The following is a 15,229-nucleotide window of genomic DNA, read 5'->3' as shown; positions in this document are numbered from 1 at the left end:
AGACGTCCCTGACAGGTCAATAGCAAGAAGCTTTTGACGCAAAAATGGGCGTACAAAGGATAACCCGATTGTTGAAAAATAACAAAGTCATCCTCAACCTTTGTTACTTTGCATCAAATTTTGTCGAGGTTTTGCCGTTAGTACGTTCAAAAAGCGCTCGGAGGTAGTATGAGCATGAACATTTTTGGAACTAAGTTACAGCAAGGCCGCCATTATATGACGCTTTGGCCGCGCCGTCCCGAGCTCAATTCGATGTTTCCTGAAAATCGGGTGATCAAGGCGACCGAGTTCGCCCTCAAGGTGATCCCCGCGCTGGCGGTGCTGAGCGTGATGCTGCAGTTCCAGTTTGGCGAGCTGCACTACTGGCCTTCCGTCATCACTTCCGTGCTGTTTCTGCTCAGTTTGCCGCTGCAGGGTTACTACTGGCTCGGTCAGCGGGCCGACACCCGTTTGCCCCCGTCGCTGGCGAGCTGGTATCGGGAGATCAACGGCAAGATGAACGAACAGGGTGGCCGTCGTCAGCTGGTGTCTCAGCCGCGCTATGAAGAGCTGGCCGATACCCTCAAGGCCGCCTTCCAGCAGCTCGATAAATCCTTTCTCTACGAATAACTCGTTTCAGATGCAAAAAGGCGCCAGTGGCGCCTTTTTTGTTGCGGTTGGTGTGCGGATCAGGCCGCCAGCACCTTGCGGATCTCCTGGATGGAGAGCTTGTACTGACGGGGGCACTGACGCCACACCTGCAGCATCCGCTGATACTTGTCGCGCATGGCGATGTCGCTGGAGAGCTCGTCGCACGGGCACTTGAGCTCGGGGAAGCGCTTGTCCACCTCCAGCAGGAAGCAGACGTAGTCGGCCAGCTCACGCTCCTGGCTGCGGCTGTAGCCGTTGAACTCCAGCCGGCTGGCGTTGATCTCGCCCTGATCGGCGGCATCCAGATTGCCCCATGAGATGGCCAGTGCGTGGTGCAGCTCCAGGGTGTCGATTACCTCCTGGCAGGTAGCCAGATCCAGATGGCCGAAGCTCTTCTCCAGCTCGAGGATTTGCAGGCAGTAGCCGCGCTCGATGATGGTGCTGGCGCGCTGGTAGACGTCTGCTTTCTCCGGGTTGAGTTTCGCCAGAATTTCGTACTGGTTGCTCAGGATCAAACGCTCAGTGTTGCTCATGTTCATGGGATATCTCGCTGGAAGATGATTCTGGGGTCACGTTAACCCATATATAAAATGAATTTTTTGATCTGGGCGGGGGAGTTGGTGAGAAAAATCCGCTGGCAAGGGGCGGCTGACCAGACAAAAAAGGCCTGCATGGCAGGCCTTTCAATGACGCAGGGGAGGGTTATCCCTTGAGGAAATCCAGTACCACCTGATGGTGATCGCTGGTTTTGAACTTGTCGAAGTGGTGGGCAATCTTGCCCTCTTCGTCGATGAGGAAGCTCTGACGGTGAATGCCGTCATACTCCTTGCCCATGAACTTCTTCGGGCCCCAGACGCCAAAGGCATCGGCGACGGCGTGGTCTTCATCGGCCAGCAGGGTGAAGTTGAGCTGGTCCCGCTCTTCGAACTTTTTCAGCCGTTTGGCCGGATCCGGGCTGATGCCAAGCACCACCACATTGAGGGCGGTCAACTCGGCGTTCACATCGCGCAGGCTGCAGGCCTGGGTGGTGCAGCCGGGGGTCATCGCCTTGGGATAGAAGTAGACCAGTACTTTTTTGCCGCGCAGGCCAGCAAGGCTGACCTGATTGCCATTCTGATCGGGCAGGGAGAAATCGGGGGCGGGGCTGCCAGCTTGTAGTGGTTGCATGGGGTCTCCTCGGGTAAAACGCCCTCAGGCGTGTTTGCGATTGACGATAAACTCGAACGATTCGGCACCCAGTTGACGACAGAATTCGGCGAAGGCGGTTTGCGAACCTTCCACTTCACCCTCTCTGGCCAGATTGAGCTGAAAACTGATCTTCAGCAGGTTGAACGGCTGCTGCTCCAGGGTCATGGATTGCATCGCCTGAATGTTCCAGCCATGTTCGCTGAAGAACTGGGTGCACTGGCTTACGATGCCGGGTTCGTCGCGGATCAACAGGTCGGCACTGGCGCGGACGTCATACTGCAGAGACTGGTGGCGTTCGGTGCGTTTCATCATGGTGATGAGATCCCACTCCTGGCTACGCAGGGGCAGGCTGATCTCGAGTTGCATCATGCTGTTCCAGTCGCCCGAGAGCAGCATGATAAAGGTAAATTCATTGCCGAAGATGCCAAGGCGGCTGTCCACAATGTTGCAACCACAGCCACTGACGTGGCGGGTCACTTCATTGACGATGCCAGGCCTGTCCGTGCCGATGGCCGTTACGACCAGGTAGTGAGTCATAAATCTTCTCTCGTCCGTTATTTCGTTGCGAAAGCCGCGCTGGCAAGCCAACCCTCCGGCCCTGATGACCACTCCCTGAGGGGCGCTGCCGACTTTCGTCCATTACTTTTTGTTCCGGATGGTATCACGGCTTGCCCCCTCTCTCCCTTGTTTTTCAAAGGGGTCAGCTTTACCATTACGCCCCTGAAAATCGGGAGAAAAGTCCATGTTACGCGGTAGTATTGTTGCGCTCGTTACCCCCATGCTGGCTTCAGGTGAAGTCGATTGGGCCAGTCTGGCCAAGCTGGTCGACTATCATGTCAGCGCCGGGACCAGCGCCATTGTTGCGGTGGGTACCACAGGGGAATCGGTGACCCTGAGCGAGCAGGAGCATATCGCCGTCGTTGAAAAGACTGTTGAGTATGCCGCCGGACGCATTCCCGTCATCGCCGGTTGCGGCTCCAACAATACTGCCCATGCCATTGAATTGGCAAAGCGACTGGCCAAAACCGGCGTGGTGGCGGGCCTCTCGGTGACTCCTTACTACAACAAGCCCACTCAGGAAGGTCTCTATCGCCACTATTGTGCGATCGCCGAGGCTAGTGGTCTGCCCCAAATTCTTTATAATGTGCCCGGTCGCACCTGTTGCGATCTCAAACCGGAGACAGTGGCCCGTCTGGCCAAGGTTCCCGGCATTATCGGTTTGAAAGAGGCAACCGGCGATTTGAGCCGCACCCCGCTGCTGCGCGAGCTGTGCGGGCCGGAGTTTGCTCTCTACAGTGGCGACGATGCCACTGGTTGTGATTTTATGCTGCAAGGTGGCGATGGCGTGATTTCGGTCACCACCAATATTGCAGCGGCCCAGATGGCCGACATGTGTCGTGCTGCGCTGGCCGGTGATGCCGGGCAGGCGCATGACATCAACAATCTCTTGATGCCGTTGCACAAGACTCTGTTCTGCGAACCGAGCCCTACCCCGGTGAAATGGGCCTGTGCCCAACTGGGGTTGATTGCAACAGCCACCTTGCGCCTGCCGCTGATTGACCTCACCCCCGAGGGCGAGCAGCTGATGGCGCGAGCACTGACCACAGCGGAGTTGATGGCGAGTGTTTAAATCTAATGGAAAGGGAAATAGAGCACGTCTGGTGCTGAGTGTTGCGACTGTGGCCGTATTGGCCGGTTGCAGCACCCCCCAGGATCGCAAAATGGCCAACCGCGACTTCGGTTACGAAGATGCCCGCCTCGAGGGCCGCGCGTTCTTGATCCCCGCAGGATTGAGTGCCCCCACCTTCAACAGCCAGTACGATATCCCGCCGCTTCCCGAGAGCAGCCGTGAAGGTGCCCTCGGCGCCCAGGTCGATGTGCGCCCACCCGCTCAACTGCTGACCGTGGTACCGGGCAGTCAGGTGGTGCAGAGCGCAACCGAACCGACCGTTGCCTTCTATGCCCTCAGCACCAGCCAGAGCGTGGAGCGCGATACCTGGTCGTTCCTGATGAACTTCCTGGCCAAATACAAGGTCACCACCGAGAAGCTGGATCAGCAGGATGGCGTATTGCAGACCGGCTGGTTTGACAACACTGTCGCCCTCGATGGCTGGGGTGAAGATGACGAAGATTTCAAAATCCGTCAGCGTTACCAGTTCACCGTGCGCAACGATGCCCAGCGCCACGCCGTCAACATGTCGGTCCGGGTGCTGGATCACGAAGAGACCATCGACGGCGAGACCAGCAACAAGCTGACCCCTGCCGATGCCCAGCGCTATGCCGCGCGAGTGCTGAACCAGTTCTCGCTCTATTACGACAGCCAGCTGAAAGCCCGCGAGCAGCACAAGTCCAACGATGGCATGGGTCTGCAACTGGGTCTGGACAACAACGAGCTGAGCGCCTGGATTGCCGAAGGCTCCTTTGATCAGGTGTGGCGTCGCCTCAACCAGGTACTGCCCGCTTACGGTTTCACCATCAAGGATACCCAGCAGTCTCTGGGCTGGATCGACGTCGAGTACGAAGAGCCGGGTGCCGAGTTCTGGAAGGCGAAAGGGAGCGAGCCGTTCAAACTGGAGGAGGAGAAATACCGCTTCCAGCTTGGCGAAATGGCGGGAGGCAAGACCTCCATTACCCTGTTCGACAAGGACAAGAAGCCGGTATCGTCCGGGGTTATCTCCCAGATGTATATCAGCCTGTCCGAGGCGTTCGCCAAGGGGCTGGCCGATCAGGCAGCAGCAAAAGCAGAATAAATACAGGGGCCTTGTGCCCCTGTTTTGTTATCAAAATCCCCCTGAAAACGCGGGGATTCCGAGCGGTTTTCGATGATGCGAGCCCCCTTGCCAGCCCGTTGCAAACAGAGCGTGCAGGTGAGGAACTCGCGATGTTTACCCCCCACAAACAGGAAGTGTTATTAGCCATGAGTCTTGCAGATCAAGTATTGGCGGTGAATGACGATTTGCCGATCCGTACCGATAAACCTGTCCATTCCGGCAAAGTGCGCAGCGTCTACTGGTTGACCCCCGAAGACAGTGCCCGGCTCATAAAAGAGAAAGGCTATGATGTGCCGGCCGATGCGCCCCTCGCCCTCATGGTGATCAGCGATCGCATCTCGGCCTTCGATTGCATCTGGCAAGGTGTGGATGGCCTTAACGGCGTGCCGGGCAAGGGCGCGGCGCTCAATGCTATCTCCAGCCACTGGTTCAAGCTGTTCAAGGAGAAGGGACTGGCCGACAGCCACATTCTGGATATTCCGCACCCCTTCGTCTGGATCGTGCAAAAAGCCCGTCCGGTGATGATCGAGGCGATTGCCCGCCAATACATCACCGGCTCCATGTGGCGTGCCTACAAGGATGGCGAGCGCGAGTTCTGCGGCATCACCCTGCCGGAAGGGCTGAAAAAGGATCAGAAGCTGCCGGAAATTCTCATCACTCCGTCCACCAAGGGCGTGCTGACAGGGCTGGATGGCGTGCCGGAAGCTGATGACGTCAACGTCTCCCGTGCCGATATCGAGCGCCATTATAAAGGCTTTAACTTCAGCAAACCGGCCGACATCGACCGTTACGAAGTGCTGCTCAAAGAGGGCTTCAACGTCATCAGCGACGCGCTGGCTGGGCTGGATCAGATCTTCGTCGATACCAAGTTCGAGTTTGGTTACGTCCACGATGCCGCCGGCAACGAGAAGCTGATCTACATGGACGAAGTGGGCACCCCCGACAGCTCCCGTATCTGGGATGGCGCGGCCCTGCGCGACGGACAGATCGTCGAGAAGTCCAAAGAGGGTTTCCGTCAGTGGCTGCTCAACCACTTCCCGGATCCGGACATCCTGCTCAACAAGAACCGCATGCCGGAACGTTTTGCCCTGGCCCGCGACAACAAGCTGCCGACCGAAGTGATGATGGATATCTCCAACACCTATGTCGGGATCGCCGAGAAGATAATCGGCCACAAGTTGGCGCGTTCTGCCAATCCCAAGCAGGAGATCATCGAGGTGCTGCGCGAGCAGTACGGTCTGATCGACTAAGGGTTGCTCTCTTTTTTGTCGCCAATAAACAAACGTTTGCTGGTGGCGATGGAGAGAGGCAGAGAAACAGACGGGCCCCGCTATGGGGCCCGTTTTTATTGCTGCTCTGCCAGCAAGCAAGCAGCGCTCAACCGTTTACTCTGAACACCTGACCGGTCTGGATGCCCAACACCGACTTCTTGTAAGCCTGCGCCACCTTGGCGGCGGGCACCGGCACGAACCCCGGGAAGAAGTCGGCGTATTTGTCCATCGACTCCGCCAGCACGGTAGGGCTCACCACGTTGATGCGAAGGCCCCTTGGCAGCTCGCAGGCGGCCGCTTTCACAAAGTGATCGATGGCGCCATTGACGGTGCTGGCGCTCACGCCCCAGTTGATCGGCTCCTCGCTCAGAATACCGCTGATCAAAGTGATGGAACCCTTGTCTGTCAGATAGGGAATGGCGGCTCGGGTCAGGTTGATCTGGCCCATCAGCTTGCTCTCCACTCCCACCTGCCACTGCTCGTCGGTCATCTCGGTCAGGCCGTTGAAGGCTACACTGCCGCTGGCCACCACCAGCGCATCGAACTGCCCCAGCTTGGCAAACAGCGCCTTGATGGAGGTGGGATCGCGCATGTCGACCGTGGCATCGCCACGGCTGTGGCCGACCCGGATCACCTGATGATCTTTGGCAAGCAGTTCACTGACCGCGGAGCCGACGGTGCCGGAGGCACCCACAATCACAATTTTCATCTGCATCACTCCTGATTGGGATGTATCGATTCTAGCGCAACAGAAAATGCGAAAAAGCGTGTAAAATAAACCCATTGTTTCCATATTGGAGCTAATGATGGATATCGCCCATCTGGCCAGCTTTTATGAGGTGGTGCTGCGCGGCAGTTTCTCGGCTGCGGCCGATACGCTGGGGGTCAGCAAGGGGATGCTGAGTCGCCACGTCAGCGCGCTGGAGTCCTCACTCAATGCGCAACTGTTGCAGCGCACCACCCGCCGCCTCAGTCTGACCGAGGCGGGCAAGACCCTCTACCAGCAGGCGGGGGAGATCTTCGCGCTGGCTCGGCAGGCGGAGCAGGATATTCAGGCGCTGACCGAAGAGGATTGCGGACGACTGCGCTTTACCTGCCCGGTCAGCACCGGCGACCGCATGGTGAGCGAACTGCTGACCAGCTTTGCCGCGCTCTGCCCGGGAGTGGAGGTGGAACTCAATTTCACCAACCAGATGGTCGACATGAGTCAGGGAGAAAACGACATCGCCCTGCGCGCCATGAGCGAGGTGCCGGACAATCTGGTGGCCCTGCCGCTGGGGCGGCTCAAGGATGTGGTGGTGGCCAGCCCCGCGCTGGTGGCGCGCGAGGGGCGTCCCGCCACTCCCTATGAGCTGAGCGGGCGCAGCTGCCTGTTGCAGGGGCACAATCCTGCCTGGGAGCAGTGGCACTTTATCCGTGAGGGGGAGGAGGCCCACATTCTGGTGCAGGGCAAGGTGCGGACCAACCACTACAGTACCGTGTTGCAACTGGCGCGCGCCGGTATGGGCTATGCCAAGTGCCCGCTGATGCTGGTGGAGTCGCTGCTGACGGCGGGGGAGCTGGTGACCGTGCTCGACGAGTGGCAGAGTGGCCTGCATCAGCTCCATGTGCTGCATGCCCAGCAGCGGCGGGTGCCGCGCAAGATCCGGCTGTTCAAGCAGGTGCTGGCCCAGTGGTTTGCCGAGCGACCCCACTACCTGCTCTGAGCGGCGTTATTTTTCTGTCATCTTCGGCTGCTACCCTGCGCCCATCATCGGCATCAGGAAGATCAGCGGGAATGAAGAGTAATAGAGGGTTGACCGGTTTTGTGCTGCTCTGTGCAGTGTTGGGGGCTGGCAGTGTGCAGGCCATGGTGGAAGTGAAGGTGCCGGAGAATTTCCGCATCCTCGCGGTGAGCAACGGTACCTTGCAGGACGAGCAGCATGCCACCCTGGCGGATGGCGAGCAGCAACTGCTGGTGCGCTTCGAGGGGGTGATCCCCAGTCGCAGCAGCAGCGAGAATGATCGGCAGGTACGCTCCGAGCCGCAGGTGGTGCGCTATCAGGGCAGCAATCAGCATTTGCAGCTGACGGCCAGCGTACCGGGGGACGAGCGGGGGATGCAGGCCTATGCCAAGGCTCCGGTGGTGGCGCTGCAGGAGAATGGCCGCGCGCTTGCCATCCAGCAGGATGCGCTGGTGACCAGCGGCATGCTGCTTGGGGTGGATTGGAGTGGCAAGCTGGCTGAATACAACCGCAGCGGCGGCAAGGCGGCGCTGACGGCCGTCGCTGTGACTACACAACCAACGGCTACGTTCTCCGGTGGGGCGCAACCCGTTGTGGCCGCCAGCGAGCTGGAAGGGCAGTTGCAGCAGTTGTTCCTCCAGGCAGATCCGGCTCTGCGCAAGCGCTTTATCGGTTGGGCCGTGCCACAGCTTTAAGTTTTCTGCCCGTTGCAGTAACGTGGACACTCCTTTTTCAGGCGCTCTGTTCATCGTACTCAACGAGGTTTTCATGTTTGAATTGCATTCACGCCTGCAGGCAGATACCCGGTGGCTCGGGGATCTGCCCCTCTGCCGTGTCTTGCTGGCCAAAGACAGCCAGTATCCCTGGCTTATCCTGGTACCGCGAGTAGCCAACCTGCGGGAAATTCACCATCTGGCGCCGGAGCAGCAGCAACAGCTGATGCAGGAGTCCTGCGCCGTCGCCGCCCTGATGGAACAGGCCCTCAGCCCGGACAAGATCAACATCGGAGCGCTGGGCAATCTGGTGCCGCAACTCCACCTTCACCATGTCGCCCGCTTTGCGACGGATCGCGCCTGGCCCGGCCCCATCTGGGGCGCTCATCCGGTCTTGTCTTACGAGCCACAAGTTTTGGCGCAGCAGGCCGATATATGGCGTGCCCGGCTCGCCAAGCTGAGCGGTTTCCTCCCTGTGGCTGCTGATAACGGAGTCAACTGAGAGGCGTGTCGCTATTTCAGTCTCCGGGCCGCGCCATCTGTTAGAGTTATGGTATAGATAAGCCCATTTTCGATGTTCAGGAAGGTCCCATGATAGTGACAAGATTCGATGACGATGCCGTATTGACCACAGAGGATGTGCTGCTCAGCCTGTGCAACTCGGTGACGGACGTTTTGAGTGCCGCGACCATGAGTCAGGTGCGGTTTTCCGGCATGGTGCAGCGGATCAGCAAGACCTGCCTCAAGCCGGATATCGGTTGTTTCGTGCTGTTCGATGGCGGTTTTTCCGGTCTGGTGGTGATCAACTTCTCCGCCGCCGCCGCCATGGAGCTGTACGAGAGCTACATGCTGAGCATGGGGCTCTCCAAGGAGGATCTCGCCATCTCCCACACCTCTGACGAGGTGAGCAACGTGATGGGCGAGCTGATGAACCAGATCGTCGGTAGCTTTACCGTCAAGGTGGGCCGGGATCTGCAGACCCACATCACCCAAAACCAGCCGAAGATGCTGGCGCTCAACAAGCAGGTGATGCTGAGCGTCGATACCAATCTCGACAGCCCGGAGTCCCGCCGCGTCACCTTCTTCACTGCCCGCAACAACATCTTCTATCTGGAGCTGGCGATGGACAAAACCGAGTTCATCCGCATCCACAATGAGGGGATGGAGCACGAGGAGCTGGATCCCGATGCGCTGATCGCCCAGGCCAAGCAGGATGCCGCCAAGCCGGCTCAGGCTGCGGCCCCGGTCGCCAACGATCACGACGATCTGCTCGACTCTTTGGGTATCTGAGGCAAACGCCGGATAGCAACAAGGCCACCTTCGGGTGGCCTTGTTGTATCGGTGCGAACAACAGTTGTTAGAAGTTGTAGAGCAGGCCGGTGTTGAACATCACGGATTCAGAATCGTAGAAGTTGATGTCGGAATCGGACTTGGCATAGCCAGCGGTAAAGGTTGCCGAGAGCGGCGCAATACCGAACAGGCGGTGCCAGAAGAAGGTACCGGTCAGGGCAAACTCGTCGGAGTCGGCGTTTTGGCCAAAGATCGGGTTGGCCTCATCATATTTGGTCTGGCCCAGATAGGCGTTGCTGACGAAAGACCACTGGGAAGCGCGCTTGCCGTAGGTCAACTGCAGGCCGTTGCTCTTGTAGCTTTGGGCGCTGCCATCCAGATCGGCTTGACGGTAGATAAAGGCTGGCTCCAGCATCTGACCAGGCGCCAGCTGCCATTTGTAGGAGAGGTCGAGAGCGTGGATCTTGCCGTTGCGATCCAGCTTGGCTGCAGTATCGGCGCCGTACTGGCTGCCGCTGCGCTCCTCATCCACCTCGATGTTGCGGGTGGTCAGGCTGCCATTGAAGTTGCTACCCCAGATGCTGTCCCAGGCGAAGCGAACCCCTTTTGACTTGATATCGGTCGACTGGCGATCAACGCCTACAGCGAAGGGATCGCTCCACTGCTCGGTCGGCATGGCATTAAAGACCACGGAGCCAGCTACGATGCCCTTGTCGCTCATCTCCTGACGGATACCGAACTGCTGGGTGAAGTCGAAACGGATGGCATCCTGGATCAGGTTACCGAGGAAGACCTGGGTGCGGGTATCGGCAAAGGTGTAGCGGATATCGGCGTTGAGCAGCGGGGCAACGGCGGAGCTGCTCTCGGCACTGCCCAGTCCGCTCAGGCGGCGGTTTTCATCATCACCGCTATAAAAATTTGATTCGTAATTGATGACACTGACCCCGCCAAGCAGGAAACCGGACCAGCCAGACTCCTTGGGAATTTCACCCAAATCAGCATAAGCACTATTTGCGACCAGCAGGCCCAGGCCCAGCAAGGTGGTATTGCGCATCGGATAACTCCTAAATTAAATGGTGGTGAATTTTTTTCGGCCGGTGAGTATAAAGAAAAAACCTTAATGGCAACTGACTCAATATTGCCAATTATCCTAACCCACTCATTTCATTCGGCGAATCGTTAATTAATTGTGCGAGATTAAGAAGAGTTCACTCGGTTGTGCTGGTATTCTGTACCGCGAATATCGGGGGAAAACAATAAGATGAAACAGATTAAATCCTGGGCGCAATATTATGTCGATCTGATGACCAAGCTGGGACTGGTGCGCTTCAGCATGTTCCTGGCGGCGGGCATTATCGTGCTGGCGGTCGCGATCCAGATGGGGGTGACCCTGTTCCTGCGCGGCAATATCGATGTGATCGACTTCGTTCGCTCGGTGTTTTTTGGCCTGCTGGTGACCCCCTGGGCGGTCTATTTTCTCTCCATCGTGGTGGATCAGCTGGAGGATTCTCGTCAACGACTGAGCCGGATGGTGCGCAAGCTGCAAGATATGCGCGAGCGGGATCTGGAGCTCAATACCCAGCTGCAGGAGAACATCAGCCGTCTCAACGCCCAGATTGCCGAAACCAATCGGGCCGAGAGCCTGCGTCTGCAGGCCATCGAGGATCTCGAGAACGAGGTGTTTCAGCGGGAGAAAGCTCAGCTTCATCTGGGGGAGCGCACCGCGCTGCTGCGCTCCTTTATCGACTGCTCCCCGGATCTGGTCTACTACCGCAACGAGGATGAGCAGTTCTCCGGTTGCAACCGCGCCATGGAGGAGCTGACCGGCAAGGTGGAGGCCGAGCTGATTGGTCTGACCCCGTTCGATGTCTACAAGCAGGAGATCGCCAACAAGGTGGTGGAGACCGACAAGCAGGTTTTTGCCAGCAACGAGCCGCTCACCTACGAGCAGTGGCTGGAGTATCCCGATGGCCGCAAGGCTTACTTCGAGCTGCGCAAGGTGCCCTTCTTCGACCGCTTCGGCAAGCGACTCGGCCTGCTCGGCTTTGGCCGCGACATCACCGAGCGAAAGCAGTATCAGGACAAGCTGGAGAAGGCGAGCCGCGACAAGACCACCTTTATCTCCACCATCAGCCACGAGTTGCGCACCCCGCTCAACGGCATTGTGGGCTTAAGCCGGATGCTGATGGATACCCCCCTCGATCCCAAGCAGCATCAGCAGCTCAAGACCATTCACCTGAGTGCGGTGACCCTTGGCAATATCTTCAACGACATCATCGACTTGGACAAACTGGATCGCCGTCGCCTCGAAATTGCGCCGACCCGTATCGACCTGCCCGCCTTCCTCGACGAGCTGGAGACCCTGTCGCGTATTCAGGCGGAGCAGAAGGGGCTCTATCTCCATTTCGATCGCGATGGCGACATGCCGCAATTCGTGATGGCTGATGGCACCCGCCTGCGTCAGGTGCTGTGGAATCTGGTGGGCAACGCGGTCAAGTTTACCGATGAGGGGGGCGTCACCGTGCGTTGCCTCTCCCATCCCGCCGACGAGCCGGGCAAGCTGGCCCTGCACTTCGAGGTGGAGGATACCGGTATCGGCATCCCGCGCGCCCAGCAGGAGAAGATCTTCGCCATGTACTATCAGGTGCAGGGCAAGAAGCACGCCACCGGCACCGGCATTGGCCTCGCGGTCTCCCGTCAGTTGGTGCAGGCGATGGGCGGCCAGCTCTATGTGGACAGCGATCCGGGCGAAGGTTCCTGCTTCACTGCCGAATTGGAAGTGGCTTGCGCCGAGCCTGTGTTGCCAGAGCAGGAGGAGGAGATGCCTTCCCTCGATATCCTGCTGGTGGAGGATGTGGAGCTTAACGTGACGGTGGCCTGCGCCCTGCTGGGCAAGCTGGGTCATCAGGTGCAGGTGGCACGGGACGGCACCCAGGCGTTGGCGATGGCCAACCCGGATGATTTCGACCTCATTTTGCTCGATATCCAGCTGCCGGACATGACCGGCTTCGATGTGGCGAAAACCCTGCTGGAGCGTTATGGCGACAGCCTGCCACCCATGGTGGCACTCACCGCCAACTCCACCGGTGATCGTCAGTACTACCGTGATCACGGCATGCAGGATGTCATTAACAAGCCGCTTGGTTCCAAGGCGGTGCGGGAGGTGATTGGTCACCTGTTTGCCGATCTGGCCGAGGATGAAGCGGACGAGCAGGCGGATGCGGGCAATCAGGATGCCCTGCTGGATATCCCCTTCCTCACCGATTACGCCGATACCGTGGGCAAGCCGGTGCTGCTCTCCAGCGTCGATCTGTTCGAGAAGATGATGCCGGACTACATGGCAGTGCTCGACTCCAACATGATTGCCAAGGATCAGGCCGGCGTGGTGGAAGAAGCCCACAAGATAAAAGGGGCGGCAGGCTCCATTGGCCTGCGCCGTTTGCAGCAGACGGCTCAGCTGATCCAGAGCCCGGATCATCCCGCCTGGTGGGAAAACGTGGAAGACTGGATTGAGACGCTGCGCCGCGAATATCCGGGCGACATCGCCCGTCTGCGGCGCTGGTTGTTGTCTTGAAGCGGGTGGTTGTCTTGAGTCTGAGGGACGTTGTTGGCAAGGAGTTGCAAGATGTATAGCCGTTTGATTACCCCCGCGCGCATCCACCCCTGGGGTGACGAAGAGCTGCTGGAGGCGACCGAGCAGGATCGCGCCCGCATCGTGCAGGCCGCGCCGGTGCGCCGGCTGCAGCAGAAGACCCAGGTCTTTCCGCTCGATGTGAAGGCCTCGGTGCGCAGCCGCCTCACCCACTCGCTGGAGGTGCAGGAGACCGGGCGCCAGATCAGCCGCCGCATTCTGGCCGCCTTGCCTGCAGGCATGGTCTGCGAAGGGGCCTTTATCAATCTGGTGGAGATGTCCTGCCTGCTTCATGACGTGGGCAACCCGCCGTTTGGCCACTTTGGCGAGCAGGTGATGAGCCAGTGGCTCGGCGAGATGCTCGATCCCCTTTATCAGCAGGCGCTGGCGCAGACCCCCTCGGCCCAGTGGGCTGAATTGCGTCAGGACCTGCAACTGTTTGATGGCAACGCCCAGAGTCTACGGCTGGTGCACAGCCTGCACGAGCTTAACCTGACGCTCGGGCAGCTGGCGGCACTCTGCAAATACCCGCAGCAGCCCCGGCCCGGCGTGAGCTATGGCCAGCATCATGGCTGGAGCAGCAAGCGGGGCATCTTCTTTAGCGAGCAGCCGCTCTACCGGGCCCTCGGTCAGAGCCTGGGTCTGGCCCCCGGCTGCCGTCATCCGCTGGTTTACATCATGGAGGCGGCCGATGACATCTCCTACTGCATCGCCGATCTGGAAGATGCGGTAGATCGGCGGATCCTGACTCAGGGTGAACTGCTGGCGGCGCTGCGAGCTGCTGACCAGAGTGACTACATGGGCACCTTGCTGGATGAGGCGCTGGCTTCTGGTCGGGGCTTTTTCCCCCATTTTCGCCAGCAGCTGACCCGGGATCTGGTGGCGTTGGCGGCGCAGAGCTATGTCAGCGAACATCAGGCCATTTTGCTGGGATCCTATCCGCAAGCGCTGCTGCACGGTCAGGCGCCGGCGGCGCGGGTGCTCGATATCCTCAAGCAGGTGGCCCGCGAGCTGGTGTTTATGCGACCCGAAGTCGAGGCTCTCGAACTGGAAGGGTATGCGGCGCTGCGCGGGGTGCTGACCAGTTATGCCTGTCTGTTGGCGCTGTCAGCGCCACAGTTTGCCCGTCTGCTGGCCGGGGAGGGGAGTCAGGCGCTGTTCTTTGCGCGCCGCCTCTATCACCGCCTCTCGGCCCGCCATCTCAAGGCCTATCGATTAGCGATCGCCACCCCGGATCCGCGTTTTGCCTGCCAGAACGAGCAGGAGTGGTATTACCGGGTGCGGCTGCTGCTCGATTATGTCAGCGGCATGACGGATACCTATGTACTGGAAGAGTACCGGCTACTCTCGGGGATCTGATGCCCCAAGCTCCCTGTCGGGCAGCATAAAATGCCGTAAAAACGTTTAAAAAGGAGTCACAAGAGGCTTGTTTTGAATTCGGATATTTTTTAGACTTCTGCAACCTGTTCAACTTTTATCCGGTAAGGAGACGAATATGCAACATCTGATGCTCAATATTGCATTCTCTCGCGGCACTGCGTGCGGCGTGAAATCTCGTGCTCTTTTACCGCGTGGCGTAAACAGGTAACCCCTGTCTTTTTATCACCCGCGGTTCGTCCCGCAGGGTGATATCCACTTTCTCCGGGAGAACCGCATGTTCAACTGGAGAATGTCATGTCTATCGAACTGGTTTTACTGCGCAGTGTTGAATCCTTGGTTCAGAGAAGGATTGCCCGGGTCGAGCGTCGTCTCGTGCAGGTCAATCTGTCACCTGCCCTGCTCAGGGATATCGGGCTGGAAGGATATCAGGGTCAAATTGCCCTCGTTCGCGAGCGGGAGTATCAAACCGGCTTCCGCCTCGGGAATCGAATAACCTGATCGCGAAGGGGAGAATAAGATCCCCCTCGCTAGTGAAATGGCAGGCTGCATGCCTGCCATTTTTCCATCTTATGGTTGATTCCAGGTTCACATGTTGGTGACTCAGTATTATCCTCTCCGCCCTCTTTGTAAC

General features: G+C 58.6%; 16 protein-coding genes. 11 read left to right on the top strand and 5 right to left on the bottom strand.

Going from position 1 to position 15,229, the window contains the following annotated elements:
• Positions 1 to 168 precede the first annotated feature (168 nt).
• Positions 169 to 609 (top strand): terminus macrodomain insulation protein YfbV, encoded by a 441-nt coding sequence (gene yfbV / locus ACTG20_RS19150; RefSeq protein ID WP_005339116.1) that lies wholly within the window; start codon positions 169 to 171, stop codon positions 607 to 609.
• A gap of 59 nt (positions 610 to 668) precedes the next feature.
• On the opposite strand, the gene ACTG20_RS19145 is transcribed toward yfbV, so the two are convergent.
• From ACTG20_RS19145 to ACTG20_RS19135, 3 genes are all read right to left on the bottom strand, one after another.
• Positions 669 to 1,169 carry a YfbU family protein gene (locus ACTG20_RS19145; protein ID WP_005341125.1) on the bottom strand — a complete coding sequence of 167 codons (501 nt, stop codon included), beginning with the start codon at positions 1,167 to 1,169 and terminating at the stop codon, positions 669 to 671.
• 163 nt (positions 1,170 to 1,332) lie between these two features.
• Positions 1,333 to 1,797 carry a thioredoxin-dependent thiol peroxidase gene (bcp, locus tag ACTG20_RS19140; RefSeq protein WP_042059887.1) on the bottom strand — a complete coding sequence of 155 codons (465 nt, stop codon included), beginning with the start codon at positions 1,795 to 1,797 and terminating at the stop codon, positions 1,333 to 1,335.
• 24 nt (positions 1,798 to 1,821) lie between these two features.
• Positions 1,822 to 2,355, bottom strand: a complete 534-nt coding sequence (locus tag ACTG20_RS19135; RefSeq protein ID WP_005349229.1) for a glycine cleavage system protein R — start codon at positions 2,353 to 2,355, stop codon at positions 1,822 to 1,824.
• Positions 2,356 to 2,560: 205 nt separating this feature from the next.
• Between ACTG20_RS19135 and dapA the strand changes: the two genes are divergently transcribed.
• From dapA to ACTG20_RS19120, 3 genes are all read left to right on the top strand, one after another.
• A complete protein-coding gene (gene dapA, locus ACTG20_RS19130; RefSeq protein WP_194496652.1) occupies positions 2,561 to 3,448 on the top strand; it encodes a 4-hydroxy-tetrahydrodipicolinate synthase in 888 nt (295 codons plus the stop codon).
• Positions 3,441 to 4,568 (top strand): outer membrane protein assembly factor BamC, encoded by a 1,128-nt coding sequence (gene bamC, locus ACTG20_RS19125; protein ID WP_005349235.1) that lies wholly within the window; start codon positions 3,441 to 3,443, stop codon positions 4,566 to 4,568. The genes dapA and bamC overlap by 8 nt, the downstream gene beginning before the upstream one ends.
• A gap of 167 nt (positions 4,569 to 4,735) precedes the next feature.
• Positions 4,736 to 5,839 (top strand): phosphoribosylaminoimidazolesuccinocarboxamide synthase, encoded by a 1,104-nt coding sequence (locus tag ACTG20_RS19120; protein WP_194496651.1) that lies wholly within the window; start codon positions 4,736 to 4,738, stop codon positions 5,837 to 5,839.
• A gap of 127 nt (positions 5,840 to 5,966) precedes the next feature.
• Here the strand turns inward: ACTG20_RS19120 and ACTG20_RS19115 are convergent, their stop codons facing one another.
• On the bottom strand, positions 5,967 to 6,569 hold the full coding sequence (locus ACTG20_RS19115) for a short chain dehydrogenase (RefSeq protein WP_194496650.1): 603 nt from the start codon (positions 6,567 to 6,569) through the stop codon (positions 5,967 to 5,969).
• A gap of 97 nt (positions 6,570 to 6,666) precedes the next feature.
• Between ACTG20_RS19115 and ACTG20_RS19110 the strand changes: the two genes are divergently transcribed.
• From ACTG20_RS19110 to ACTG20_RS19095, 4 genes are all read left to right on the top strand, one after another.
• Positions 6,667 to 7,566 (top strand): LysR family transcriptional regulator, encoded by a 900-nt coding sequence (locus ACTG20_RS19110; protein WP_194496769.1) that lies wholly within the window; start codon positions 6,667 to 6,669, stop codon positions 7,564 to 7,566.
• Positions 7,567 to 7,637: 71 nt separating this feature from the next.
• Complete coding sequence (locus ACTG20_RS19105) at positions 7,638 to 8,279, top strand: DUF2057 domain-containing protein (RefSeq protein WP_194496649.1); 642 nt, start codon at positions 7,638 to 7,640, stop codon at positions 8,277 to 8,279.
• A gap of 73 nt (positions 8,280 to 8,352) precedes the next feature.
• On the top strand, positions 8,353 to 8,799 hold the full coding sequence (locus tag ACTG20_RS19100; protein ID WP_194496648.1) for an HIT domain-containing protein: 447 nt from the start codon (positions 8,353 to 8,355) through the stop codon (positions 8,797 to 8,799).
• Between the two features lie 89 nt (positions 8,800 to 8,888).
• Complete coding sequence (locus ACTG20_RS19095) at positions 8,889 to 9,587, top strand: DUF3334 family protein (protein ID WP_194496647.1); 699 nt, start codon at positions 8,889 to 8,891, stop codon at positions 9,585 to 9,587.
• Positions 9,588 to 9,654: 67 nt separating this feature from the next.
• Here the strand turns inward: ACTG20_RS19095 and ACTG20_RS19090 are convergent, their stop codons facing one another.
• A complete protein-coding gene (locus tag ACTG20_RS19090; RefSeq protein WP_194496646.1) occupies positions 9,655 to 10,641 on the bottom strand; it encodes a DUF2860 family protein in 987 nt (328 codons plus the stop codon).
• 207 nt (positions 10,642 to 10,848) lie between these two features.
• Here ACTG20_RS19090 and arcB point away from each other — a divergent pair, with 207 nt between their 5' ends.
• The 3 genes from arcB to ACTG20_RS19075 all read left to right on the top strand — a co-directional run bounded on the left by arcB (position 10,849) and on the right by ACTG20_RS19075 (position 15,096).
• Positions 10,849 to 13,161 (top strand): aerobic respiration two-component sensor histidine kinase ArcB, encoded by a 2,313-nt coding sequence (gene arcB / locus ACTG20_RS19085; RefSeq protein WP_005339096.1) that lies wholly within the window; start codon positions 10,849 to 10,851, stop codon positions 13,159 to 13,161.
• 51 nt (positions 13,162 to 13,212) lie between these two features.
• Complete coding sequence (dgt, locus tag ACTG20_RS19080; RefSeq protein ID WP_194496645.1) at positions 13,213 to 14,577, top strand: dGTPase; 1,365 nt, start codon at positions 13,213 to 13,215, stop codon at positions 14,575 to 14,577.
• A gap of 315 nt (positions 14,578 to 14,892) precedes the next feature.
• Positions 14,893 to 15,096, top strand: coding sequence for a hypothetical protein (locus ACTG20_RS19075; protein WP_005349248.1), 204 nt, complete (start codon positions 14,893 to 14,895; stop codon positions 15,094 to 15,096).
• The last annotated feature ends 133 nt before the right edge of the window (positions 15,097 to 15,229 follow it).

The sequence above is a fragment of the Aeromonas sp. 84A genome, assembly GCF_051919345.1.
Classification (GTDB): Bacteria; Pseudomonadota; Gammaproteobacteria; order Enterobacterales; family Aeromonadaceae; genus Aeromonas; species Aeromonas veronii.
The sequence above is the reverse complement of the archived record's forward strand: the minus strand, read 5'-3'. Positions and strand labels throughout refer to the sequence as shown.